The 24,802-nt window shown below is 37.4% G+C and carries 23 protein-coding genes and 3 pseudogenes; 10 read left to right on the forward strand and 16 right to left on the reverse strand.

Annotated features, from left to right (window positions below; genetic code table 11):
- Positions 1–133: 133 nt before the first annotated feature.
- The 6 genes and pseudogenes from JCM21531_RS13640 to JCM21531_RS13665 all read right to left on the reverse strand — a co-directional run bounded on the left by JCM21531_RS13640 (position 134) and on the right by JCM21531_RS13665 (position 5,080).
- Positions 134–688 (reverse strand): RNA 2'-phosphotransferase, encoded by a 555-nt coding sequence (locus JCM21531_RS13640; protein ID WP_038290724.1) that lies wholly within the window; start codon positions 686–688, stop codon positions 134–136.
- 84 nt (positions 689–772) lie between these two features.
- A complete protein-coding gene (locus JCM21531_RS13645; protein ID WP_157833687.1) occupies positions 773–1,930 on the reverse strand; it encodes an alpha/beta fold hydrolase in 1,158 nt (385 codons plus the stop codon).
- Positions 1,931–2,114: 184 nt separating this feature from the next.
- Entirely contained in the window at positions 2,115–2,900 is a 786-nt protein-coding gene (locus tag JCM21531_RS13650; protein WP_038290727.1) for a YybI family spore inner coat protein, read from the reverse strand.
- A gap of 93 nt (positions 2,901–2,993) precedes the next feature.
- Positions 2,994–3,646: pseudogene (locus tag JCM21531_RS13655) on the reverse strand (vWA domain-containing protein).
- 96 nt (positions 3,647–3,742) lie between these two features.
- Positions 3,743–4,756 (reverse strand): O-acetyl-ADP-ribose deacetylase, encoded by a 1,014-nt coding sequence (locus tag JCM21531_RS13660; RefSeq protein ID WP_038290732.1) that lies wholly within the window; start codon positions 4,754–4,756, stop codon positions 3,743–3,745.
- A gap of 39 nt (positions 4,757–4,795) precedes the next feature.
- Positions 4,796–5,080, reverse strand: a complete 285-nt coding sequence (locus JCM21531_RS13665) for a hypothetical protein (protein WP_038290734.1) — start codon at positions 5,078–5,080, stop codon at positions 4,796–4,798.
- Positions 5,081–5,498: 418 nt separating this feature from the next.
- Between JCM21531_RS13665 and JCM21531_RS13670 the strand changes: the two genes are divergently transcribed.
- Entirely contained in the window at positions 5,499–6,101 is a 603-nt protein-coding gene (locus JCM21531_RS13670; RefSeq protein ID WP_054847117.1) for a hypothetical protein, read from the forward strand.
- Between the two features lie 51 nt (positions 6,102–6,152).
- On the opposite strand, the gene JCM21531_RS13675 is transcribed toward JCM21531_RS13670, so the two are convergent.
- A complete protein-coding gene (locus JCM21531_RS13675) occupies positions 6,153–6,347 on the reverse strand; it encodes a nucleic acid-binding protein (RefSeq protein WP_038290737.1) in 195 nt (64 codons plus the stop codon).
- Positions 6,348–6,828: 481 nt separating this feature from the next.
- Here JCM21531_RS13675 and JCM21531_RS13680 point away from each other — a divergent pair, with 481 nt between their 5' ends.
- Entirely contained in the window at positions 6,829–8,394 is a 1,566-nt protein-coding gene (locus JCM21531_RS13680) for an FAD-dependent oxidoreductase (RefSeq protein ID WP_038290740.1), read from the forward strand.
- Positions 8,395–8,742: 348 nt separating this feature from the next.
- Positions 8,743–10,455, forward strand: coding sequence for an AMP-dependent synthetase/ligase (locus JCM21531_RS13685; protein WP_038290741.1), 1,713 nt, complete (start codon positions 8,743–8,745; stop codon positions 10,453–10,455).
- Between the two features lie 50 nt (positions 10,456–10,505).
- Here the strand turns inward: JCM21531_RS13685 and JCM21531_RS13690 are convergent, their stop codons facing one another.
- The 8 genes from JCM21531_RS13690 to JCM21531_RS13725 form a co-directional block, all read right to left on the reverse strand.
- Complete coding sequence (locus tag JCM21531_RS13690) at positions 10,506–11,051, reverse strand: ClbS/DfsB family four-helix bundle protein (protein WP_038290742.1); 546 nt, start codon at positions 11,049–11,051, stop codon at positions 10,506–10,508.
- Between the two features lie 127 nt (positions 11,052–11,178).
- Positions 11,179–12,051: a helix-turn-helix transcriptional regulator gene (locus tag JCM21531_RS13695; protein ID WP_038290744.1), complete on the reverse strand. Its 873-nt coding sequence runs from the start codon at positions 12,049–12,051 to the stop codon at positions 11,179–11,181.
- Positions 12,052–12,263: 212 nt separating this feature from the next.
- Positions 12,264–12,776 carry a DUF4240 domain-containing protein gene (locus JCM21531_RS13700; protein ID WP_038290746.1) on the reverse strand — a complete coding sequence of 171 codons (513 nt, stop codon included), beginning with the start codon at positions 12,774–12,776 and terminating at the stop codon, positions 12,264–12,266.
- A 249-nt stretch (positions 12,777–13,025) separates the two neighbouring features.
- The gene (locus JCM21531_RS13705; RefSeq protein ID WP_038290748.1) at positions 13,026–13,700 is read right to left on the reverse strand and encodes a DUF5680 domain-containing protein; all 675 of its coding nucleotides are present in this window, start codon (positions 13,698–13,700) and stop codon (positions 13,026–13,028) included.
- A 251-nt stretch (positions 13,701–13,951) separates the two neighbouring features.
- Positions 13,952–14,356 carry an arsenate reductase ArsC gene (locus tag JCM21531_RS13710; RefSeq protein ID WP_038290749.1) on the reverse strand — a complete coding sequence of 135 codons (405 nt, stop codon included), beginning with the start codon at positions 14,354–14,356 and terminating at the stop codon, positions 13,952–13,954.
- 71 nt (positions 14,357–14,427) lie between these two features.
- Positions 14,428–14,721 (reverse strand): mercury methylation ferredoxin HgcB, encoded by a 294-nt coding sequence (hgcB, locus tag JCM21531_RS13715; protein WP_038290751.1) that lies wholly within the window; start codon positions 14,719–14,721, stop codon positions 14,428–14,430.
- A gap of 11 nt (positions 14,722–14,732) precedes the next feature.
- Entirely contained in the window at positions 14,733–15,827 is a 1,095-nt protein-coding gene (gene hgcA, locus JCM21531_RS13720) for a mercury methylation corrinoid protein HgcA (RefSeq protein WP_094184806.1), read from the reverse strand.
- Positions 15,814–16,149, reverse strand: coding sequence for an ArsR/SmtB family transcription factor (locus tag JCM21531_RS13725; protein ID WP_038290754.1), 336 nt, complete (start codon positions 16,147–16,149; stop codon positions 15,814–15,816). The genes hgcA and JCM21531_RS13725 overlap by 14 nt, the downstream gene beginning before the upstream one ends.
- Positions 16,150–16,810: 661 nt before the next feature.
- Between JCM21531_RS13725 and JCM21531_RS13730 the strand changes: the two are divergent.
- From JCM21531_RS13730 to celH, 4 genes and pseudogenes are all read left to right on the forward strand, one after another.
- Positions 16,811–17,370, forward strand: a pseudogene (locus tag JCM21531_RS13730) (RNA polymerase sigma factor).
- 14 nt (positions 17,371–17,384) lie between these two features.
- Positions 17,385–18,200, forward strand: a complete 816-nt coding sequence (locus JCM21531_RS22405) for a hypothetical protein (protein ID WP_243467698.1) — start codon at positions 17,385–17,387, stop codon at positions 18,198–18,200.
- Positions 18,201–18,244: 44 nt separating this feature from the next.
- Complete coding sequence (locus JCM21531_RS22410; protein WP_243467699.1) at positions 18,245–19,054, forward strand: cellulase family glycosylhydrolase; 810 nt, start codon at positions 18,245–18,247, stop codon at positions 19,052–19,054.
- A 231-nt stretch (positions 19,055–19,285) separates the two neighbouring features.
- Positions 19,286–22,029: pseudogene (gene celH / locus JCM21531_RS17910) on the forward strand (endoglucanase CelH).
- 134 nt (positions 22,030–22,163) lie between these two features.
- Here the strand turns inward: celH and JCM21531_RS13750 are convergent.
- Positions 22,164–22,721: an NADPH-dependent FMN reductase gene (locus JCM21531_RS13750; RefSeq protein ID WP_038290756.1), complete on the reverse strand. Its 558-nt coding sequence runs from the start codon at positions 22,719–22,721 to the stop codon at positions 22,164–22,166.
- A 198-nt stretch (positions 22,722–22,919) separates the two neighbouring features.
- Here JCM21531_RS13750 and JCM21531_RS13755 point away from each other — a divergent pair, with 198 nt between their 5' ends.
- Genes JCM21531_RS13755 through JCM21531_RS13760 form a run of 3 tightly spaced genes read left to right on the forward strand, consistent with a single transcriptional unit; the run spans position 22,920 to position 24,681 of the window.
- Positions 22,920–23,552, forward strand: coding sequence for a transglutaminase-like domain-containing protein (locus JCM21531_RS13755; protein WP_243467701.1), 633 nt, complete (start codon positions 22,920–22,922; stop codon positions 23,550–23,552).
- On the forward strand, positions 23,537–23,800 hold the full coding sequence (locus JCM21531_RS22420; RefSeq protein WP_243467702.1) for a hypothetical protein: 264 nt from the start codon (positions 23,537–23,539) through the stop codon (positions 23,798–23,800). The genes JCM21531_RS13755 and JCM21531_RS22420 overlap by 16 nt, the downstream gene beginning before the upstream one ends.
- Before the next feature lie 2 nt (positions 23,801–23,802).
- The gene (locus JCM21531_RS13760) at positions 23,803–24,681 is read left to right on the forward strand and encodes an AraC family transcriptional regulator (RefSeq protein WP_038290758.1); all 879 of its coding nucleotides are present in this window, start codon (positions 23,803–23,805) and stop codon (positions 24,679–24,681) included.
- Positions 24,682–24,802: the final 121 nt, after the last annotated feature.

The following is a 24,802-nucleotide window of genomic DNA, read 5'->3' on the forward strand; positions in this document are numbered from 1 at the left end:
CCAGCTTATGCTTTTGCTTTGCTATTTTATTGGTAATACAATTTATTACTTTTTAATGCACAACACTAATAAGTAATTTTAATTCCGAACATCATCTTCAGTTTAGACTCCATCGGAAATACATTTTTCTAACCTAATGTTCATACTTCACATCGGCTTTATCCAAGTATTTCACAGGCACTGCTTTTGTTAACCAGACACCGTTCTTAGACAAATAAAACTTATGTCCATCCAAAGCCATTTCTCCGCATTTTACTCGATACAGCACAGGTTTGCCATGACGGGTACCTACCTTAATTGCTGTTTCTTCATCCTTTGATAAATGCACATACAACCTGCTTTTCGGTATCAATCCCTTTACATCAATGGATTTAACATATTTCTCTCCTGTTCCATGCCATAATATCTCCGGCGGAACCGCTTCATCCAACTCCACATCCACAGGAATGGAGTGTCCCTGATTTGCACGTATCAAAGTCTTATCCTCATTAAAAGAAAACCGCTGTTTGTCGTCTGTTCTTACAATCTCCTCCAAAACCCCCATATTAAACTCCTTTGTCTTGGCAATACCTGCAATCAGTTCATCAACGTTTGCCCATCCGTGTTCATCCAATGATATACCGATGATTGTCTCAGGTTTATGCCTCAGAATAAGGCTTATAAATTTACTTAATTCTGTTTTATTCATAGTGAAAATGGCTACCTCCACCTTTTAATACTAACTATATATAATGTCTTTCTAAAAATTAATATTTAAGTACAGCGGTAACATTTATTCTTCATTGTTCTCTTTTATTCTTATCGCTAATTGAGCAAATTTTTCAGGTTCCTCAAGGTGAGGGAAATGTGCGGATTCTTCAAACCATATGATTTCTTTTTTTGGAGCAATTATATGATTATAATATTTTTCTACCAAAATAGAAGGAGTATTATAATCATATCTACCTACACAAAAGTAAATAGGTACTTTCACTTCAGGTAAATCCCTTATAAAATCCAAATCATTATTATGTCCCCACATGGTATCTGCGGTAAATTTACTTCCCAAAGCAAATTTAATTCCGTCAATCCCTGTATATTCCGGAGAAAAAAAGCTTGAGAGAATAATATCTTTTAATGTATTTACTTTCCTTTCCACTCCCCCATATTTGCTAAGCCATTTTCTTTGAGTCACCGTATCTCTGACTACGTTTTTATATGGAGGACGCCCGATTTTTTCCAAATCTTTTAATGCTTTTTTATTATTCTCTTTTTGAGCCATCTCTACAACATAGTCATAAGAAACCACTTCATTATCAATCCCGTTCACTACTTGTCCAATACTTATAAATGCTGCAACCTTTTCTGGATACCGCTCCACAATATATAGACCCAATTCGCTTCCCCAAGAATGACCGGCTAGATATACTTTTTCTTTATTATACTTTTTACATAGATAGTCAATCAGTTCTTTACCATCTTCTATAAACTGCTCTCTGTTCATCGTTTCTTTAGGGATATTAAATGAAAACGTCATTCCGGCCCCTCTTTGGTCCCAATTTACAACAATAAAGCTGTCCTCTAGCTCTTCTTGATATTTTCTTGCATATGAGATTTGTGCGTATCCCGGACCTCCGTGTAAAAAAAGAAGTATTGGGTTGCTAATATCTCTGCCTCTTATCATTATGTATTGTTCTATTCCGCCGATTTCTGCTTTTTCGATTGATGCAACACTATTATTTCCTTCAATCTGTGGTGTTCTGGATGGTATAAATAATACAAGTAATAGAAGCATTATTAAAACAACTAAAGTTATATTAAAAAAATTTTTATTCTTTTCATATATAATCTCCTTATATAATGGTCTATTTCCCTGACGCTGCGAACTCAACGAACGCTTCCTTAATAAACAGTCTATAACAATACTACCATATTTAATCGCCTGAATCACCCTCGTTATTTCTGTTAATTGCAGTTTTAAAATTGAAGAAAATCACCCTTTCTATTTTTCTGCCCAAATACAGAAATATCAAAAACAGATGTTTGTTTTTGATATTTCTATGGCAGATTGCAAGACACATAAACAATCCTCTTAGACATTATATGGACAAAATTTTTGTCAAACTTATTAAGGCTTACCCAAGCATAACCCAAAAGTACTCCGGATCTAAAATCCAGGATTTACTTTGCCTGTCATATTTCCAGTATGTCACTGTATAACCGAGCCCGTCAGCATGGGAAGTTCCTGCTATATCGTTTTGTGCCAAAAGCTTATATGGAGCAATACCATCCATTTTAATCGGATATAGATGGGGTTGATAAATAACGAATCCTTCTAAGGGTTTAATTAGCTTGCCTTCCTTGTTATAAACCGTTCCTTCGTAAAATTCCTTTCTGTCGCTTACATCCACTATATAAGATTGGTTAAGCTTATTGCTTTCAACAAGCACTCTGTAATTGTCCATATATTTAACTTCAACCTTTAGGGTTTGCGTAAGATTCGTAAATTGCTCAGGGCCAAGCATATATTCGGCTTTGTTATTATAGAATGATATAACATAATAATACGTTAGTGCTCCGCTTCCTCCAACAGGAAGACTTACCATTATCTCCTTGGAGCTAAATCCGGTAAAGCTGCCTAGAAACAGCCACGGATCGAAGGCCGTACTATAATTTGGATACAAAGGAATAACATACCAATGAAGAGTACTGCCGTCCTGTACCATAATCCTAATGTTTTCATAAAAGCTGTTTTGATTTTTATCACCCACCAGATAAACTATATCCGGTACTCCGTCACCGTTTACATCTCCTATTTGTCTATCAAGTGTATATGTATTCTGTCTATTGGTATAAATAAACCTATTATCCGCATAGTTCCCATAATAATTGATGTACGGATTGCTATAATAGTTTTGCATATTGACCTCCACTATATATTTTTTATTATATTATATGAAGGTCAATGCATTAAGTAACTGGATAATAGTCTACAAATTGATCGATACATAATTTTATCTCTTCATTCTGCGTTTCTTGAAATCCTCTTCAATACGGCATTTCCAGTCCGCTGCTATAGGGCGGCTCTCACGCATACAACTTACTGTTTCACTGATTACTTCATAATTAAGCATAGTGCCTTCACTGTCTGCGTTATAATTTGCCGCTCTGTCACTGTTTATTCCAAAACGCTCTGCCGTTGCAACTGCATCAATATTTGCGCCAAGAAAAATAAACTCCCATCCGTATTGGCTTTTTTGACGTTCTATCATCTCGCGAACTTTTTCATAACCAAATTCCCTGCTGGCATTTTCCATACCGTCGGTTATAATCACAAACATAACATGTTCGGTCCGCTCATCTTCGCTTGTATGCTTTTGAGCATTTGCAATTTTATTTATTGTTTTTCCCACCGCATCCAACAGCGCAGTAGTACCTCTGGCAAAATATTCTTTGTCTGTTATTGGAGATATTCCCCGAAGGTTAATACGGTCGTGCAGCAATTCATATTTGTCGTCAAACAGTACAGTAGTTACTATGGCCTCTCCAGGCTCCTTTTTCTGCTTTTCCAGCATAGAGTTGTATCCGCCTATAGTATCACTTTCAAGGCCTTCCATAGATCCGCTCCTGTCAAGAATAAAACCAATTCCGTTAAACCTTTTTTCATCATGTTATCCCCCAATCGTTTATTTTAATTAAAGGATAACATCATTCATTATATAATTGGTCGCATGGAAAGCGACAATTCTATCCCGTTTATGATTTACACTCCCAACAATTCCTGGTCAAACGCAAACAAAGCTTCGTTTATTTCAAAAATATTATAGTTGCCTTCCTCAATAAAATATTCAATGATAATGTCAAACTTATTGCTTCGGGAAAGCGCAAAACCGGCCTTTTGCAGCAAGTCTTTAGTTTCATCGAGATTTAATCTCAACGCTATTGCAAAAGCAATTACAGTATTCTTGCTCGGTTTGTATTCTACGTCATTTTTTATTTTAGAAAACAGCCTGCGGTCTACATTGGCTCTTCTATAGGTTTCTGCATACGTCATGCCTTTTTCATCAATCAAACGCAATAGCATCTGGGAAAATGTTTCATCCAGATTCTTTACCACATCTTCCAGCCTTCTTCTACTCTTTCTCACCGGGGCAGGTACTTCTTTTGAAAGCATGTCGGGAGCTTCTCTATAGCTTTCTTCAAGTTCGTATATTCTCGCAAGTCCGTCTTCCGGCTCAAGAAGGTATTCTTCCATGTATTTATCATCGATATATTGGGTTATGGATGAAAGCAGCTCTTTAGGCAACACAAATTCCGTTTTATCGTATATAACGAGATAAACTGTCATCTCATTGTCAAGCAAGAAATCCCCTATAACCGTAACAGCCGTTTCAATTGCCTTGTCTTTCGGATATCCAAAGGCACCTGCCGATATCAGCGGAAAGGCAATACTTTCGCAATTATATTCTTTTGCCAGTGCAAGCGAATTCTTATAGCAATCTTTAAGCAACTTCTCCTCGTTGTTTTTACCTCCACGCCAGACAGGTCCAACAGTGTGGATTATGTATTTTGCCGGCAGCCTATACCCTTTTGTTATCTTTGCTTGTCCGGTTTTACAGCCGCCCAGAATCCGGCATTCCTCAACAAGTTCAGGCCCTGCAACACGATGAATTGCTCCGTCAACCCCTCCTCCCCCAAGCAGGGATGAATTTGCCGCATTGACGATTGCATCTACATGTAATTTGGTTATATCGCTATGAATTATTTTAAGCGGCATTACGCTACCTCCTTGACCTTTCTTTATAACATTTTGATCTCATTCCCATTCTTTGCGACGCTTTTTTATCAAATAAGCAATTAGATAGATTAGCTGATATAAAAAACATAACGGTAAAACCGGTACAATGCATAAAATAATTGAATCCCAGACTAATACCTCTAAAAATGCCTCCAAACCATAAACGGTTTTTACATAGTAAGGTTTTATCCATGTATATACATCATATCCCCAGATTGTATGATACAATGCCTTAAGCAGCAAATAAGCATAGGGCAAAAATGATGTAATCAGTCCAATTTTTAGTATCTTCTGCTTTTTCATGCAGACCTCCATGTTGTAGAGTATAAAGTTTTCCGAATCAACTCCATAATTTTCAATAATATAATGATATCATAATCCTCTATTTTTTCCCACCAATAGGCAAACCTGATATTCTCTCCGCAAAAACTAACAAGTACCGATTTTGGGCAAATCAGTTTTTCTAAGCAGTGCCACATCATTAAAAAATTGTTTCGTATAAGGGTAGACATGGCTCTCGATGGATTTTTGAAAGATTGACAAAGGTATTCTTCCCACATATACTATCTACATACATTACTCGAGTATGCAATGACAAACAAAGAGAAATATAGCCAATAACTTATATAGCGTTTGCTCTGGCAGCTCAAGTTTAATAAAAAGGAGTTATAAAAATGAAAAAAAGATTTGCATACTATTTATCACCATATTAGCGGCACTTATGCTTGGAGGATGCAAAAACACTTCGGACAAATCACCGATGAGCGCGTACCGGTCGGTATTGCAAAGCAAAACCACGTTTTTCAGCATCGATGCCAATAAAGAATTAAATATTACCCAACTAAATGAAGCTGTTAGCGCTGACAGCAGTGTTAAGGTAGAAGCCACAAAGTTTGCAATAGTTGATCTGGAAAATGACAACGTTCCGGAAGTAATCCTTTGTCTTTCTGTGAATGACAACGACGGTTCCGGTTTTGAGATTTTGCGATATGATAATGGGATGGTTTATGGCTACACTTTATCGTATAGATCTTTTATGGACTTAAAAGCTGACGGTACATTTTCCTTTTCCGGCGGCGTGGCAGATCATGGGTTTGGTACAATAGAATTCACAAATAAGGGGTACACAGTAAATAAGATAACTTATTGTGAAGCAAGCTATGATTCCGGCAATAATCTGATCTTTTCTTATATTGTCAATCATAAAACTTCTACAGAAGAGGATTTTCTAGCAGCTATTAACATGCAAGACGAAAAGCCGGATACCATATGGTATGATTTTACCGATAACAACATAGAAACACTTCTAACCCAAGCAAAATAATACCATTTTTCTTATATCTGCAATCAGAGAACTATTGTCTCGTTATTATTTTCACTCAGATATTTTTGTTGTATCTTTTAAATAAAACTCAATGTATCCACATTTGGAGCATACAGCACAATGCACTTTGCCAAGGTTTTCTTTAAAGATACCCGGCTTTGTAATCTTTAATCCGTAAGCTCCGCCTTCCACCTTGACATCGAAGTCTTCAGACATTTCAAAATCACATCTTATGCATTTTCTCATTTAACCATCTCCTCAAAATCAGAATTTTAAACATATATCTCTTTGTAGCAGACAGTTTCTCAACTTTAAAACCAATATCACTCAGAAATAATTGGAGCTATTCTTTTTTAGCCTCAAATAAACATTGCCCAACAAAACATAGTTGAACCAAGGCATAACCACATTCTACTGCTATCAAATCCTCTTATTTGTGTATAAAAACCCAAACTTATTTTACCAAACCTCATATGTTATTTCCATTTACGAAAGTATCATTTCCTCAATGCAGTTTTCTATATACAAGGCTACCACTTTGCCTCCGGACCTGGTCATACATAGATCATTTCCTCAATGCAGTTTTCTATATACCCTTCAACTTGAAAACAGCAACCGTTTGATTATAAATCTATAATGCACAAAGCGGATATTTTAGCACCAACCTGCAAAAAATAAAATACTGTTATGGACTGTATATATCTTAGATAAATCGGAGGGAATTTTTATGACCATAGAGAAGGAAAAGATTTTTTCCAAGCCGCCCCAACCATATTGGATGGCTTCTACACCCAAAACTGATTACCCGGTTTTGGACAAAGATATAAAGGTTGATGTCGCAATAATTGGAGGCGGTATTACCGGCATATCCTCTGCATATTTACTTAGTAAAGCCGGCGTAAAAGTAGCCGTTATTGAGGCAGACCGCATTTTACAGGGTACAACCGGACATACCACTGCAAAAATTACCTGCCAGCATGATTTGATATACAGTAAAATAAACAGTCAAATGGGCAGAGAATTGGCACATCAATATGCCGATTCAAACGAGTCTGCTATTCGGATGATTGAAAAAATAGCAACCGAAAACAACATTGAGTGTGATTTCGTTTCTCAATCCGCATATGTGTACACACTTCAGGACAAGTACATTGATAAGATAAAAGATGAGGCTGAAATTGCCAAGTCGCTTGGTATAAAAGCCGCATATCTTGAAGAAATACCTTTGCCTTTTCAAATTAAAGCAGCTGTACGCTTTGACAACCAAGCCCAATTTCATCCTCGAAAATTTCTGCTGCCCCTTGCAAAAGAAATTGTCGGAAGCGGTAATCAAATTTTTGAACAAAGCAGAATTGTAGACATTGAAGATAATAACAACTATGTTTTAATTACAAATCAAGGTAAGAAGGTAACTGCAGAAAAGCTCATAATCGCCTCGCACTACCCTTGTTACAATAAGGCCGGACTATACTTTGCAAGATTATATCCGGAACGGTCATACGTTGTTGCCATCAAAGCAAAAGAAAGTTATCCCGGCGGAATGTATATAAACATGGAAGAACCAAAGCGCTCAATCCGCAGCCAACGTTCGGATGACGGCGAGCTGATACTGGTCGGCGGTGAAAGCCACAAAACCGGACAAGGCGAAGATACACTCAAGCATTATGAGGCTTTGATAGATTATGCCAACCAAATCTTTACGGTTGAGGATATTCCTTACCGATGGTCCACCCAGGATTGCATGACGTTGGACGGCCTTCCTTATGTGGGTCATTTCACATCAAACACTCCAAACATGTATATTGCAACCGGTTACAACAAATGGGGAATGACAAACAGTATAGCATCTGCGATGATATTAAGGGATTTAATCGTTGACGGAAAAAGCCCATGGCAGGATGTTTACAACCCTTCACGCCAAACTATAGCTGCTTCCGCTAAAAACTTTATTGTTGAAAATCTTAATGTTGCAGAAAAACTAATTGAGGGGAAAATCTCACCTTTAACGAGTAATACCGATATTAAAGCGGGAGAAGGAAAAATTATTAAAGTGAATGGTGAAAGACTTGGAGCATATAGAGACGAACAAGGTACATTGCACGTTGTAGATACAACATGTACTCATATGGGCTGTGAATTATATTGGAATTCTGCGGAAAAATCTTGGGATTGCCCCTGCCATGGCTCAAGATTTACCTACGAAGGTGATATAATTGAAGGACCGTCAGTGAAACCTCTAAATAGACACAGTGATGTAAACACGATTGAGAAGCTTATTAAAGACAATTTTTGATAAATTGGGAGGAAAAGGCCTCGTTAATGATGCCTTTTTCCCCTAAATTACATTAAATGTTTTGAATGACTTGGGAAATCCCCACGTTCACATACTTTTTCCGCAAGGTCGAGCCACTTGTCAATAATCTTTGAGGTTGCGCCTTGATGTTCTCTTCAATTCAAATTCCTCATTCTAGTTCATAATAAGATGTGGTTTGCATTTCATGGAATGAAACTAGTCCGTTTTTCCTTCGAACAAAGAACTGTACCTTGTTCTGTGGAAATTTGTAAATTCTGATAATGTTGATGTATAATTTAATTAATAATTTTTTGCAGGATACATTCTTTTTTGGGAGGTAAATTTATAATGAAAAACAGAGAACTATATAAAGTTAGACCTATCAAAGACTTAAAGGATATGCTAAATTCCAGTGCAGAGCTATACGGCGACAAGGCGGCATTTTTATCAAAACCAAAGAATGGAGCGGCTTACATTCCCATATCATACAAACAGTTAAAATCTGATGTGGATGCTATGGGCACAGCTCTCATTGAGCTTGGCCTTAAAAATAGAAAAATCGCGTTAATAGGTGAAAACCGCTATGAATGGTCCATATCCTATCTTTCGGTTGTAAACGGCACAGGAGTTATTGTACCTCTAGATAAAGAACTTCCTGCAAACGAAATCGAGCTGCTTCTAAAACGCTCACAAGCGGATGCTATCATTTATTCTGAAAGTGTCAAAGATAAAATCGAGCTTCTTTGTGAAAAATCCACATCCTTACAATATTTTATCAGTATGGACAGAGAAGAAAACAAAGGCAACATCTTATCCTTCCATTTGCTTTTGCAAAGGGGACATGAATTGTTGAAAGAAGGCAGGCGTGAATTTATAGATGCAGAAATTGATGCCACAGAAATGAGTATGCTTCTCTTTACTTCCGGAACCACCGAAGCTGCCAAAGCTGTTATGCTGTCTCACAAAAATGTAGCAGAAAATCTAATGGGTATGTGTTCTATGGTTCATATCGATGAAAAGGATATATTCTTGTCAGTCCTTCCCATTCATCATACCTATGAATGTACCTGCGGTTTTTTGTGCCAGCTGTACAGAGGCTCAACTGTTGCATATTGTGAAGGATTGCGTCATATAGTCAAGAACCTTAAAGAATCCAAGGCTACAATGATGTTGGGTGTTCCCTTGATTTTCGAATCCATGTACCGTCAAATAATGAACCAGGCCATAAAGTCAAAGGGTGAGAAAAAAATCAAGTTTGCAATTAAGCTCACTAATGCTTTAGGCAAGATTGGAATTGATATTCGTAAGAAAATATTCAAGCAGATTCACGAGGCATTAGGCGGGCATATAAGATTGTTTATTAGTGGTGCTGCAGGTATTGACCCTCAAATAGCCAAAGGATTTAGAGAATTAGGTATATCCTTGTTACAAGGCTATGGCCTCACTGAGTGTTCTCCAATAGTTGCTTTAAATCGTGACATTTACTATAAGGATGAGGCTGCCGGATTACCCATGCCAAATCTTCAGGTTGAAATTGATAGTCCCGATGAAGACGGTATTGGCGAAATTAAATGTAAAGGTAGTAGTGTTATGCTGGGCTATTACGAAAATCCTGAAGCTACTGCTGAGGTTCTTAAGGATGGATGGTTTTACACAGGCGACAGTGGATTTATCGATGAAGACGGATTCATTCATATTACCGGACGCAAAAAGAATGTAATTATCACGGGGAACGGTAAAAATGTTTTCCCTGAGGAAATAGAAACCCTACTAAATAGGAGCCCGTATATCAAGGAATCTCTGGTTTATGGTAAAGGTCAATCTGACGGAGATACGGTAATATGTGCAAAAATAGTCCCCGATATTGATAAAATCAAAGAAGATAAAGAGAATAATTTGATTTCAGATGAACCTATAGAAAAACTTATAGAAAAAGAAGTTAAAAATATAAATAAAACCTTGATAAACTACAAACATATTAAAGAAATTACTATTCAAGAGGAAGAGTTCATTAAAACAACGACAAAAAAGATTAAACGTCATGAAGAATTAAAACAATGATTATATGGCGAATTTTACCTATGCGACTGTTTCATAAGCTCCCTTCCTTGTCACGGACGGGAGCGTAGTTTTTTTATTTGCCGCTTTATCTTTTTAATGGCCCAGTCATAATGACTGCATGTTGCACTAACACAGTATCCGCCAAGGCTGGTCGAGCCTGTCCATTTAAAATGCTGCTTCTCAAACAGCTCTTCATTGGAAAAACCTTCGATGAGTTCAAGTACTTCCTTATGGCTTTGCATAAGCATTTTCTTTGCATCCTCATATGGCGTTGATTGATGCTTCTTCCAAAATTTCATGTTCATATCACCGTATGTTTTCCAATTGTACGGTTCCGGCAAAAAAGGTATGAGATTGCCCTTCCGGTTGGATGTAACCCAATTCAACAAAAGTTGATGCCACTCATATAGGTGAACAAGAATATCACGCACGTTTTTATCACGCTTCCAGTGGGCCTCCTTATCTTTGGGATCGTCCCCGAAATCAAAAGGTATACTGCGCTCCTCCCCCGTCATACTGTCAATAAGCGCCCACATCTTGTCAAATTGTCCGTTTGCAGCACTAATTAAATCTTTTTTTGTTGTTGGTCTTGGCATATTATTTTACACTCCTCTCTTTCTATTGGTTGCCGGTGCTAATAGACTGACCTATTTCATTTTTGTCCGCTCTTCATTATAATAATAACATCAGAAAGATGACAGCAGTTTGTCATGTTTTATTTTCTTATTGAAATTTTTCTTTTAAGTGTGCCGGGCTAATGATACAAACATCATTTCCCAAAGATTTTAAAAAGCTATACAGCCAGTTATCTTCCGGCAGCCTCGCCGTTACACGAAACCAACCGTTATCACATTTTTCAATACAGCTTTCATCAAATTCATCATAAGCTCGATATGCAACCTGAGGAGATAAAAGGATAGATAGATTTATAATTGAATTAGGTCTTTCTTGCAAGGTCTCTATGGGCGGAGGAGAATAGCTGCTTTCGTCAAAATTTTCATTTGTTATATGTACATCCAATACTCGGTTTATCTTGAATGTTCTATAGTCCTGCCTGTTGGTGCAAAATGCCTGAAGATACCACGCTTTTGATTTGAATATCAGCTTAAGCGGATACACTCTGCGCTGAGTTTCTTTCCCGTATGAACTTACATACCGGAAAGAAATCGCCTTTTTTCCCAAGATGGCATTTTTCAGAATTTCAAACTTTCGCTTATCCGAATCACCACTGCCCCAGCGGGAAAAATCGACCTCTATCCAGTTTGGATTTGTCTTGTCGAAAAGATTCTGAAGCTTGCTAAGAACATGCTTTGTATCAATGGCATTAGTAACGGATAAACTTTGAAGTGCAAAAAGAATCTGATTTTTGTCATTTTCACTAAGAACAGCTTTGTTTAGCAAAAAGCTATCCATAATCGAAATACCGCCACCTTTGCCTTGTGTGGTATAAACAGGGATTCCGGCCATTGCTAGGGCATCAATATCTCGAAGAATCGTTCTTTTGGAAACCTCAAAGTGCTCCGCAAGTTCCTGTGCCGTCATTTTTTTCTTATTGAGTAGCAGATATATAATCTCAAATAACCGCTCTATTTGCATTGCATCCCCTCCCCGTTTCTTAGTATATCACTAAATCATGACATGAGTATGTCCTATTATAACTCTTCAGTTCCTATTCAACCGGAGAACCGTACTCTATTCTGCTGCATATACCTCATGTTCACGTCACGGCAAAAGCTGTGAATGTGTTACATACCACCGGAGAAGTACCGGGATGTTTCTTTTCCAAAGCCGGAGAAAAAAACTTATGACTATTGCCAAAATTTCTTTACAAGTTTAGGAAACATTTCCTCCAAAACTTCCTCATTCTCACTCCAAGTTAATTCTATTTCAGGACACTCCGTTCTTTGAACTTTGTCATAAAAATCATCTTTTCCCGTTTTCAATTTATATGCATCAAATGAAACATATAATATATCTTCAAAATCAATATTTCCTGCCTCATCTTCACTTATAACTTCAGCAAGACTCTCCGGCTCTTTCAAAGCGTTTTCATAAACTTCCTTTCCTTGCGATATCAACCATCCTCGAAAATAGTCAAATCCATCATCAGAACATCCACCATTTATTATATATGCTGCTGCCCAAAGTTCAGATGTGTATGAAGCAACATAATATTTATAAAATATTTTATCGAACTCATATATCTCTTGTTCGGGCAGTTCGGCGATATTAGAAACTAAAAACTCAATCTGTTTTTCAGGATCTCCTTTGCTCTTTCTTTTACTGTCGTCAATCAGTTCCCAAAATTTATTGTCATTCATATTATAACCCCCCTTGTATAATATCCTTATATAATATTAATTTGGAATCTAGGATATCCCCCCAACATTTTGATTTAGAAAAATATTTATCCCAAACAGGGTCACTTCTGATTATAACACTGTAATATTTCGACTAACAATGTAATAAACCTGCAAATTTTTATTAAAAAAAAGACTGCCCAAATATTTATCTCATTTGGTGACAGCCCTTTATATATGAATTAATAATTTCAAGTTTTTAGCTTTATCTTAGCGAACCAGTCCCCCATGGAAGCAGCACTCAAATACTTTTATCTCATTACAGTAGATTTCTTCATAACCTTGAAACCAAGTAAAGTCCCCTGTAACTTTACACTTATACAAATATTCTCCCGACTGATAATACTCCGGCCCTCTATAAGGCATATTTCTGTCTGCCTTGCAAAGAGCTTCCTTCAAGAAATCGCCATTGAACTGTTCACCCAAAACCCGTCCCATGTAGTTCATGGCATAAACAGCTTTTCCGTCTTGCCAAATGGCTTCTTCGCCTGCAAACTGCTCTCCACCCACATATGTATCATGATATGTGAAAGGTCCGTTTGCATACTGAAAATCATGAGAATCAAGTCTAGTTGAAGCTGTTTTATTCATACATGCCGCATATGTATTTATATTCGCTTCAAGCCTGAAATCAATCAGCTTATCCAAATCTGTCTTTGTATCATTGGTTGAAATATTGATCGTGCACTCCTGATCTCTGACAAGATAATCAACAGTCACATTAAATAGGTTACTAATTTGAATGAGATTTGAAATATCCGGATAGACCTGTCCCGACTCCCATTTTGCAACTGCCTGCCTTGACACATCAAGTCTCTCGGCCAATTCCTCTTGCGTAAGCCCTTTATTCTTTCTAAGTAATTGAAGTTTTTCAGAAAAAATCATTTAACATCACCTCAAAATAATTATACTACAGCTCTTTCGCAATACACATAAACCAATCTTTGCAATTATGCTACTTTTGTTATACATATTATAGGCCATCCGGTTTTATTTTGATAAAAGGTATCTATACGTTCGGCCAATGCGTTCCATTGTGATATTTCTCTTCACTTTCTTATTTGATAATAGTTTTTAGGGAACATATCTAAAATATAATTATAACGCCAACTACTACATGATAATTGGCGTTATAATTATTTTGGCTTTAGTCTTAATTTTAACTCTTTTATTTTTGCTTCAATTGCTAAGATTACTTTTTTAAATTCCTCATCACTCTTACCGGTAGGATCATCCAAACCCCAATCTTCCCTGTGTTTACATGAAAGGTGTGGGCATTGTACATTACATCCCATTGTAATAGCAATATCTACCGGAGGAATTTCAGTAAGCAGCTTTGAATATTGGGTTTTTTCCATATCTATATCATAAAGCTCTTTCATTAAACGCACAGCATCCTGATTAATTTGATGTTTTATTTCTGTGCCGGCAGAATAGCTTTCAAACACATCTCCTGCCAAATGTTTACCCAGTGCCTCAGCAATTTGGCTTCGACATGAATTATGAACACAAATAAATGCAACCTTGGGTCTATTACTCATCGGACATACCTACTTTCTAGCTTTTTCGGAAAACCAGTGTCTTGTATTATTCGCCATCTTTACAAGTAATTTCAGCAGCATTCTTCGCTGGATGAACAATCACAGCTCGGCTCTTTCCCGGTAAGCCAGCCCATAATTACTGCTGTTGCACATCCCACTCCGGCATCAACAGTGATTGCGTTTGAGGGACAATTTTTCGCGCAAGCACCGCACTCCATACAAAAGTCCTTATCTTCAATCTTTGCTTTCTTTTCATTGACACTGAAAACCCCATGAGGACAAACTTCCGTACATCTTCCGCAGCCTATACATTTTTCAGCAGACAAACGAAGCGTTGCAACATTTTTCAAATATCTATGTTTCATAGTGTCCTCCTTTATACCCAGATACTATTCATCAGCAACAAAGTAATCCCTACTATTAATGAAATAGCAATAAGCGGCACAGCTATTTTCATTTCTTTGATAACACCGGAAAAGGATGTATATGTTGATGAGCCTGTGAAATTCATTGCCAAATAAGCCGACAATGCCGGCAATACCAGCAAATATCCTATGGTAAGAAGCAAGAATCCGGAACCAAAACAGCCGCTATACCAGATTAACCCCAACGTCCATAACACCCCCAGTAGCGAGCCCTTCCATGCGAAGGCCCTTCCTGGAATCACGGGAAGAAGCAAAGGCGTTATAACAGTTCCTGTTATCACAGCACCCGTATACGCAATGAAATCCATAAGCCCGAAAGGTCTTGTAACGAAAAGGTTTAGGAGAAACATTACACCAAAAACCATCAATGAAGACTTCGCAGCAGTCCCCAGCTCCATTGGAATGAGAACCAACCTGTCCCACATCGTGAAGTTTACCGTACGCATTTCTTTTGTGGCTTTTAAACCTGAATCGAGAAAAGCCTTTATATCTTTCGCCCTCACAGGTCCGTAAACCACAGAAAATCCGGTTTGGCTTTTCACTTCATGAGCGCTCACACCGGGCGCACCCAACTGCGGCAGCACCAATTTCCTATGCGATACTATGTCAGACAGCCCAGTTTTCGATATACGGCCTACTAACTCACCGGTTCCAAATGTACCTTTACCGGCAGCACACCAGACATTGATGCCTTTTGTATCAAGTATCAAAATCCAACAATCGACACCTGACAATTCTTTCCTCAGAACATCAAATGTCAGCTTGTAGTTCGCGCTTACCAGCACTGGTGATGTATGATCAGGCTTACCTATAGCATAAAGCCCCGGGTTGATCTTGTAATTCATCCTGCCGATACCCCAGCGCACCTTCCACGCTCCCAGTATGTCTTTAAAGTGAAGATTTGTTGAAACAACAGGCACACTGCCTTTAGATGTGTGGATTTCACCCGTTATCCACTCATCGTTTTTATCATACAGCGTGATGGATTCCGTGCTGCAACAACTACTAGCCGAGCAGCAACATGACTTCTCGTTACTCATTTTCATCACATCCTTTACAACAGGCTGTATCTTCCCCGCATATGCAATTATCTTTATTGGAGGTAATGTCACATAGAAATCGCTTGATTTTGCTGACAGTATTTGTGTCCAATGAGTAATATGTCCACTTACCTTGTTCTCTGCCCTTGACCAGCCCGCATTCGCACAAGATTTTCATGTGATGTGACAATGTAGATTGGGACATCTCGAATTTCTCTAAAATCATGCAAGCGCAAAGCTCTCCGCAAGAAAGCATATCTACAATCATGGCTCTTTTAGGGTCTCCCAGCGCCTTGAACACTCTAGCATATTTAGAATATTCTTCCACAATGACACCTCAAATCTATAAACATCGATATATTAATTATATGCATCAAATCGAAAAGTGTCAATATGAAAAAAAGGATGTTATATGGTAAATCTACATAAAACGGAAATAAGAAATGAATAAATTGTAATTTTAGACTTAAATTCCCACAGTTAAATGCAACTTTTAAAGATAACAACGGTCAAACAATACAAAAGTGCAAAAAATCTTATGGGGTAATAGAAAACTCTAAAACTTTAATATAAAAATATAAAAACTTGAATACTCGAATTTTAATTATTAATAATAATTACATTTTTACTCCAAATACTGTTTCTCTCTAATAAATCACCTTCTTTTCTCTTTATACACAAAAGTCCAAATTAATTAATTTTCTTTCTCTAATAAATAGTACTTCTGAAAATTTAAAAAAGTAACGTTTTTCGAAATAAAACTCATATTATTTTTTGAAAAAATCCGAATTAAAAATTTAGAATATCCGTTAACAGTAACATATAGAATGTTTGATTTATCTATATATTAATGATATAATCAAATTGAATACTCGAATTTTCCCTATTAATCACTTTGATTAATTCTTGCTCCAAATATTTGTCTTTTGTCCCATATGCTATCATTTTAATTGTTTCCTATACTTTTTTTTGACAAGGGAGTTGATAAATTGCTGGATGAAAGCACATTAATTTCCAATACATTAAATGGCGATATACAATCATTTGCTTTGCTTGTACAAGCTTACCAGAGCCAACTGTACAATTTTATATATAAATGACAAAGTCCAAAGAAGACACGGAAGATATCCTTCAGGATGTGTTTGTAAAAGTATATAACAATTTATATAAATACAATAGTAATTACCGTTTCTCCACATGGATTTACAGCATCACTCTCAACACAATAAAATCATCATTAAAAAAAAGAAAACTCAGGACTACCGGCTATTACATAGATGAATTGATTGAAGATATTCCAAGCTTGGAGAGCAGCCCGGAGCTACTGATAGAAGTTAAGGAGCATTACAAAGAAATAATTGAAATCATCGACAGTCTTAAAGAAAAACAAAAAACAGCTTTTATATTACGATATATAAAGGACTTTTCGTATAAAGAGATTGGAAAGATTATGGGTATCTCGCAGGAAGCTGCTAAAATGAAAGTTCATAGAGCAAAATCCATACTTGCCAGGAAGATAGCGAATATGGGAATGAGAGGTGATTCATAATGGGATGTAGGTATATGGATTATTTAATAAATTGTGAACCGGAGTATTTGTGCGATGAAGAGACTGAAAAAATAAACGAACATATAACCGCTTGCAAGGACTGCAGAAATTATTTGGGTGCACTTGCGATATCTAAAAATTATATTGCCAAAGAGCCCGAAATTGATAAATATTTTTACATGAAGGTTATTAATGCCATTGATGCCGATAGATACAAGAAACCTAAGCTAACTTTCCTGGTGCTGTCACTATTGGAAAGACTGAAACCTGCTTTAAAAGCATCTTTGGGAACTTTGGCAATCCTAGTATCGGTAACTTTATTGATAACCGGCGGAATATTTGACAATCTCGGCAACTGGGTTGGCAAAAACAACAATTACCCTTCCAATACCGGTGAACTAACAAATTTGACCCTTTTACAAACAAAGGGGCAAAACATAGTTACTGAGAACGGTGAAATCTTCAACATTAGAGGCGTTACCCTTACAAATAACTTCTGGGGCAACTGGGTCGACGGAGAATCGGAAAAATTACAAAGTGAAGGTATGGACCCTACTATACGCCCTCTTGTACAAGATTCTTGGGTGCTTACCGACGCTGACTTTGAGCGTATTGAAAATCTAGGCTGCAACACAGTTTTATACGACATCAATTATCAGCTTTTTGCTAAAGACAATCCCAACAGAGACGAAAATCTCAAAAAGCTGAAAGAACATATAAAGCGTTTTTCTTCTATGGATATATATACTGCCGTTATGCTAATGGCTCCCCCTGGCTGGATACGCCCAATGACATTTACGAAAGATTCAAACACGGTTCGGAGCGTATAAAGTCCGTATTTGAAGATGACACCTACTATCAGCAATGGATTGACATGTGGAAGTATTTGGCCAATGAACTTAAAGATTTTAAAGGCGTGGCAGGATACGGAGTAATATGCCAGCCAAGAGCCCCAAGTGAAAGCGAAGGTGGAATCGAGATATTTAGAGAGCGTTTAAATAACATATGTAAGGAAATACGTAAAATTGATAAAAACCACATTATATTTGTTCCCGAATACAACAGCAGAGAAGCAAATCCCGGCGAATCTTATTGGAATGAAAAAACCGCCAGTTATACTATAGACAACGGTGAGCAAGGTATTATTTGGGAAAGGGGTTTTGCTAAGGTAAACACATCAAACATAGTATACCTGTTTAACTTTTTCGAACCGTACAGCTTTGTCAATGACGGTGTTGGAGACTTTGATGCAGAGAGTTTGGAATCTCAAGTTAAAGACCGTTTGGAATGGGCTAAAAATGTTGGTAAAGCCCCGTTATTATCCGAGTACGGAATTTCCCGGGTAAACAGTACGGATAAACGTGTAGAGTGGCTTGAGACAGTTCACAATATTTTCGATAAATACGGTATATCTGCTTCGTACTTTCAATATAAGAATGCGGTAAATTCTTTTGTAAATGTGAAAACAGGTTTTAATGCTTTATATGGAGAATATGTCACCTGGGAAACTGAAATCCGTTTGAATCCTTTTAGTTTTACAAGTGATTACGTTGCTACATCTGCAAAGGAAAACCATTTTGAAGAAGCACTCAGAGAATATTACATTAAAGATAATTATTTTGTGAAAATTTCATTACTTGATAATGAACCCATCCTTGAAACACTACAAAATTTTTGGAAATAAGTACTTATTCGATATATAAGATACTTCCTTTTGCCGGTTATCCAAAAGATATCCGGCACTATTTTTATTTATTACAAAACGTTACCTTTATAATTTCAGGAAGTATTAAATTATAGAGGGAGAATTTATTTAATCCCAAAATTTAAAATCCAGTGCGGGAAAGGAGGATATTTTTTAAGCAGCCGACATTTTATAATAATTTTATTTTAATTTTTAAATAGGAGGGACAATATGAAAAAGAGGATTTTAGTGACTTTACTGGTGTTAAGCGTACTCGCAAGCTTATTCTCTTTTCAATCGCTCGGTGAGTACAACAGCAACTTAAAAATCGGTGCTTGGGTAGGAACCCAGCCCTCAGAATCCGCTATTAACAGCTTTCAGCAACTTCAGGGTAAAAAGCTTGATATTGTACATCAGTTTATTAACTGGTCAACCGAGTTTTCCTGGGTAAAACCTTATGCCGATGCTGTATACAACAACGGCTCAATATTAATGATTACTTGGGAACCTTGGGAATATACCACTGTAGATATCAAAAACGGTAAAGCAGATGCTTACATAACCAGAATGGCGCAAAACATAAAAGCCTATGGCAAGGAAATTTGGCTAAGACCCCTTCATGAGGCCAACGGAAACTGGTATCCATGGGCTGTCGGAGATCCATCAAAAGTAAACACAAACGATACTTATATAGCTGCTTTCAGACGTATCGTTGATATTTTCCGCACCAACGGTGCCACTAATGTCAAATGGGTATTCAATGTAAATTGCGATAACGTGGGTGACGGTACAAGCTATCTTGGTTTTTATCCCGGAGACAACTATGTAGACTATACTTCAATTGACGGATACAACTGGGGTACCACTCAAAGCTGGGGCAGCCAATGGCAGACATTCGATCAAGTTTTTTCACGAGCTTATTATGCGCTAACTTCTATAAACAAACCTATTATCATAGCTGAATTTTCATCGGCTGAAATAGGCGGAGACAAGGCAAGATGGATTACAGAAGCATATAATACTATTAGAACATCTTACAGTAAAGTATTTGCGGCTGTGTGGTTCCATGAAAACAAAGAAACCGACTGGAGAATCAACTCAAGCCCTGCAGCCCTTGAAGCATATAAAAACGCAATAGGCGCCGGTTCATCAAATCCAACGCCTCCACCTACACCTACACCAACACCAACCCCAACATCATCTTCTACTCCTAACCCAACACCAACTTTCCCAAATACTTCAAAACCCTTTGAAATGGTTAGAAAAATGGGTATGGGAATTAACCTTGGAAATACCCTCGAGGCTCCCTATGAAGGTAGTTGGTCCAAGATTGCCATGGAGTATTATTTTGACGACTTTAAAGCTGCAGGCTTTAAAAATGTAAGAATACCGGTAAGATGGGACAACCACACAATGAGGACATACCCGTATACTATTGACAAAGAATTCTTGGATAGAGTTGAGCAGGTAGTTGACTGGTCACTTTCAAGAGGTTTTGTCACCGTTATAAACTCTCACCATGATGACTGGATCAAGGAAGACTATAACGGAAATATAGAACGCTTTGAAAAGATATGGGAACAGATTTCAGAAAGGTTTAAAAACAAATCTGAAAATCTTCTGTTCGAGATTATGAACGAGCCTTTCGGAAACATTACAGACGATCAGATAGATGATATGAACAGCAGAATATTAAAAATAATCAGAAAAACCAATCCTACACGTATGGTTATAATAGGCGGCGGTTATTGGAACAGCTATAATACCCTCGTAAGCATTAAAATTCCTGATGATCCGTACTTGATTGGAACTTTCCATTATTATGATCCATACGAGTTTACTCATAAGTGGAGAGGTACATGGGGTACCCAGGAAGACATGGATACTGTAGTAAGAGTGTTTGATTTTGTTAAGAGCTGGTCGGAAAGAAATAAGATACCGGTTTATCTTGGAGAGTTTGCTGTAATGTCTTATGCTGACAGAACTTCCCGTGTAAAATGGTATGATTTTATAAGTGACGTAGCTATGCAGCGCGGTTTTGCTTGTTCCGCATGGGATAATGGCGTTTTCGGGTCATTGGACAATGATATGGCGTTTTACAACAGAGATACTCGTACCTTCGATACTGAAATCCTTAATGCACTAATGAATTACGGAACATATCCGTCTTATTCTCCAAAGCCCACACCAACTCCTACACCAACCAAACCACCTGTAACTCCGGCTGTCGGTGAAAAAATGGTGGATGATTTCGAGGGTATATTAGGATGGGTTCATACTCCGGTGAAGGTGCTAAAGTTACACCGAGAATTACGACAGGAAAAACAGGAAATGGTATGGAAATCAGCTACACCGGCGCAACAGACGGTTATTGGGGAACAGTATTGACTTTGGCAGACGGCGATTGGTCACAATGGCTTAAAATATCCTTTGACATTAAGTCCGTTGATAATTCTACCAACGAAATCAGATTTATGATTGCCGAAAAGAGCATAACCGGCATAGGAGACGGAGAACATTGGGTTTACTCAATAACTCCAGACAGTTCTTGGAAAACTATAGAAATACCTTTCTCAAGCTTCAGGAGAAGACTTGATTATCAACCACCAGGACAGGATATGAGCGGTACTTTGGATCTTGACAATTTAGATTCAATACACTTTATGTATGCAAACAGCAAGTCAGGAAAATTTGTTGTAGATAATATCAAGCTAATAGGTATTACTTCCGAGCCAAGTCCTTCTCCAACTCCTTCAATAAAATACGGAGATTTGAACAATGATAGTGCAGTAAACTCTACAGACTTGTCAATGTTAAAAAGATACCTCCTCAGGTCTTTAAGATTCGATTCACCCGAGCAAGAGGAGAGATTTATGAAAGCAGCAGATTTAAACAGAGACGGCAAGGTTGACTCCACTGACTACACAATATTTAGAAGATACCTACTGAGAGCCATTAAAGAAATACCCATATAAAATCCAAAGCTAAACTCTTTTATTATTAAAATTCTGTGGGCATGCATAAACGGGGTTCAAATTACCATCTCAATACCTTCCCTAAAGCATGCCCACAGTTAAATTTACTTTCAAATTGTCACCGTTTTCCCAAATCATTTTCCCTCTATAAAGTTAACAAAAGCTTCCGCTTGTTTTTCCAAATGCGGATAGATTTCGTTCAATGTTAGTTTACCTTGCTCGTCAACATACTGCCAAGCGCTGGGTATAGTAACTCTCGGAACATTCATAACCTTCATGTCCAAAAAACTAATGAGTGTAACCAAGTGGTCTTGTGCAATAGACGTTCCCGAAATACCCAAAGAAATTCCGCTTATCGCAGCGGGCTTTCCCGCAAGAACCTGGGGCTCTTCATCGCTAACCGGCCGAGACAACCAGTCAATAAGGTTTTTCAAAACTCCCGAGAAAAAGTGATTGTATTCAGGCGTAAAAAACCAAATTCCATCCGCTGACTTTACCTCTTCACGAACACGTTTTACAGCATCCGGTGCCGGAAATTCAATATCCTCATTCATTAAAGGTACGTCTTGATAATCAAGCACTGTAAACTCAACCTGTTCTCCTAATATTTCTTTTGCCGCTAAAGCCAACTGCCGGTTATAGGATTCTTTCCTCAAAGAACCGACAATGGCTAAAATCTTTATTTTTTTCATTATTATGCACTCCTCAATTCCGGTAGTCCTTCATCAATATTAGTCTTACCACTTTTGAAATGTTCATAAACAGGAAAGCAATCATATATCCGCACAAAATATCACTCATTTCTTTAAGTCTGTGCGTTATAATTATTTTAAACCTGTGAAGTAATGCAAAAGCTTTTCGGTATTTAATCGATGATAGGAGTGAGTATCATGATGAAAAATACTCTTGAGCTTTATCTTGAGCATGATATTATGACAAAAGTCAATACAATGAAATCCATGGTTGCAGATATACCGAAAGATATTAAAACCATTGTTGCCTATGTACAAAATATCCTACTGCATCAGCATTGGGCTAAAGCTTATGGTTTGGAGCTCAGCGAAGAAAGAAAGAAGGAGCCGTTTATAAGAAGCTTTGAAGAAAAACTTATTTTTCTAAACAAGATGGGATTTAATCATGTATCCGAACAAAGATCAAATGAAAATAAAATGGTATCCATATGCCGTGACTTTTCCGTAGTTGCTTCTGCCCTTTGCCGTGAAGCCGGTATACCTGCCAGGGCAAGATGTGGCTTTGCAACATACTTTGAAGAAGGTAAGTATATCGACCATTGGGTGCTGGAATACTGGAATAGTAAGGAGCAAAGGTGGATTATGGTGGATGCCCAACTGGATGAGCTTCAGCAGAAGGCCCTTAAACTTCCTTTTGACCCTTTGAATGTACCTGAAGAATATTTTTTAACAGGTCCAAGAGCCTGGCTGATCTGCGTGAAGGAAAATGCAATCCCGAGTCGTTCGGTATTTTTAAGTGGTGGGGATATGAGTATTTGCAATGCAATCTAATACTTGATGTCAACTCATTGCTGAAAGTGCCTATGCAGCCTTGGGATTCGTGGAAAGGATACAAGAGCCTTCCTATTGAAAAATGGACGGAAGATGACTATAAGGTTATGGACCAGCTCTCGTTGCTTTCATTAAATGTAGACAATAATTTCGATGCCTTGTTCAAATATGTTCAGACTAATGGTAAAATAAAAGTACCTGAGGATTTTAGCGAGGTAATAAATTGTCTGGAATTAGGTGATGATTGAACATGTCCTATTTACACTCCCTTGAGAGAGCAATAAATTATATAGAAAGCCATTTATGCGAGGATATTGATTTGTCTTCCGTTTCAAAGGAAGCCGGGTATTCCCTTTATCATTTCCATCGTATTTTCAAAAGTGTAACTGGGGATTCAATCAAAGACTACATCAGGAAAAGGAGAATAACTGAAGCGGCAAAGGAATTGGTGTACACGGATAAACCCGTTGTGGACATAGGAGTAAAATACGGTTATGAATCGAGAGAGGCTTTCAGCAGAGCCTTTGAAAAGGTTTACGGCCGAAATCCTTCTGAAGTACGAAAAAGTAAATCTCTTTATTTTATAAGGCAACCAATGAGTTTTGATTATATGATGTTTAAATACCAAATGTCAAAAGAGGGTTTGACTCCTTTGTTCAGGAAGCTCCCTGAAAGATACGTTGTAGGCAAAAAAGCAAAATTCAAGGCAGACGGGAGCAATCTTCACGATATACCGCTTTTGTGGAGTAAGTGGCATTCTCAAAAGGAGAGCGAAAAAATTATAAACCGGAAGTATAAAGACGAATATATGGGTATTTGCATATTTTCCGACGGAGATGTTTTTGATTATATGATAGGTTATGAAGTTACGTCTCTAGACCATGTTCCCGAGGGTATGGAGATATTTAGATTGGAGCCTTCGCTTTATGCGGTTTTTAAAACCTTAGGCCCCATAACCGAAAGTGTGCAAAAAACTTGGGATTATATATATTCGGTATGGCTCATTGAATCGGAATATGAACATGCCTGCACCCACGATATTGAGTATTACTATTATAATCAGGGGGAACTTACCGCAGACCTTTATGTGCCGGTAGTATCCGAATACTTTGAAAGTAATTGTCGCTGAATAGCTTAAATTTTTATTATCGATGTCTGTATTCTTGAAAATATTGATATGACAAAAGTTTTTTTATTGATTTAAAATCGAAAGACTTTTATTTTTGTTATTATATTCACTAATAATTTTG

Source organism: Acetivibrio straminisolvens JCM 21531, assembly GCF_000521465.1.
Classification (GTDB): Bacteria; Bacillota; Clostridia; order Acetivibrionales; family Acetivibrionaceae; genus Hungateiclostridium; species Hungateiclostridium straminisolvens.